The 1,090-nt window shown below is 59.8% G+C and carries 1 protein-coding gene; it reads right to left on the reverse strand.

Features of this window, described 5'->3' with window-relative positions; genetic code table 11:
- Positions 1-180: 180 nt before the first annotated feature.
- The gene (locus tag BM300_RS29810) at positions 181-540 is read right to left on the reverse strand and encodes a DUF6124 family protein (RefSeq protein ID WP_092222411.1); all 360 of its coding nucleotides are present in this window, start codon (positions 538-540) and stop codon (positions 181-183) included.
- Positions 541-1,090 lie beyond the last annotated feature (550 nt).

A 1,090-nucleotide genomic window follows, 5' to 3' on the forward strand; every position in this document is an offset into this window, starting at 1 on the left:
CCCAGCGCAGCTATCCCGGCATCCATGCCGGGATGCCCACTCCACAATGCCTGCGTTCGGCCAGCGTGGTTAACGGGGCGCCGAGATCAACGTCCTCCGCGAGGCGGCCTGAGAGCCGACCTGGCTTAGGGTAATCGCGTTTCTCCAGTGGAAGCTTGCTCGCTTTTGCGCGCGGTGCGGTCAGGGTTGTGTATTGACGTTGTCCAGCATCCGATTCGCCAACAAGGCGCCCAGCTCGATCAGTTGCTGAATGCCAAGGGCAACATGGCGTCGCGAGCCTTTCAGGTCGAAGGCAAGGTCGCTGACCATGGCATCGGCTGAGGCCAGGGTTTCGCTGAGGTTGGCCAGTAGGCTTTCGGTGTCGACGCCGTCCACGACGGTGAACAGTTGACCTGAGGGCTTTTTCTTTTTGGCTTGAGGTTTGGGGTCGAGATAGTGGTCGATAACGCGCTTGGCGGCTTCATCAAGTATCGGGGGAATCTGGCTGGCTTCGGGAGAAATGGAATCGTTTTTTGTTGGCCCAGAGTTATCTTCAGACATGTTGGCGCTCCATTAGGATTGAAATAAAGCTCCTTTTTTTTTCAGGTTTCCAGGCCTGGCCGCTGAATTTTCAGCGACAGGAAAAGGTTAGCGACAGCCCTTCCCACCCGGCAACCGCCAGGGCTCGTCGGAAAAATCTGCTTGAACCAGGAAGGGCGTCCGACCATTCCCACAACCCCTGGTCGGCTGTCAGGCCGCCATCGCGAGCAAGCTCGCTCCCACACAGTTTTTTGGTCGTTTATAAGATCAGTGTCCACCGCCGATCCCTGTGGGAGCCGAGCTTGCTCGCGATAGCGGTGGGTCTGCTTGCATCAATGCTGAATGTACCGCCGCCTTCGCGAGCAGGCTCGCTCCCACGGGGGAAACGCGGTCCCCATCAAGAACCAGGCCGGCTATAAGGCCGCCTCGCGGCGGACGTTGATCTCGGCGCCCCGTTAACCACGATGGCCGAACGTAGGCATTGTGGAGTGGGCATCCCGGCATGGATGCCGGGATAGCCGCGCTGGGCCATGGATGGCCCTTCGCGGCGGGCCCACGGAGCAATGCCGGA

This window comes from Pseudomonas sp. NFACC46-3 (assembly GCF_900114515.1).
Classification (GTDB): Bacteria; Pseudomonadota; Gammaproteobacteria; order Pseudomonadales; family Pseudomonadaceae; genus Aquipseudomonas; species Aquipseudomonas fluorescens_Q.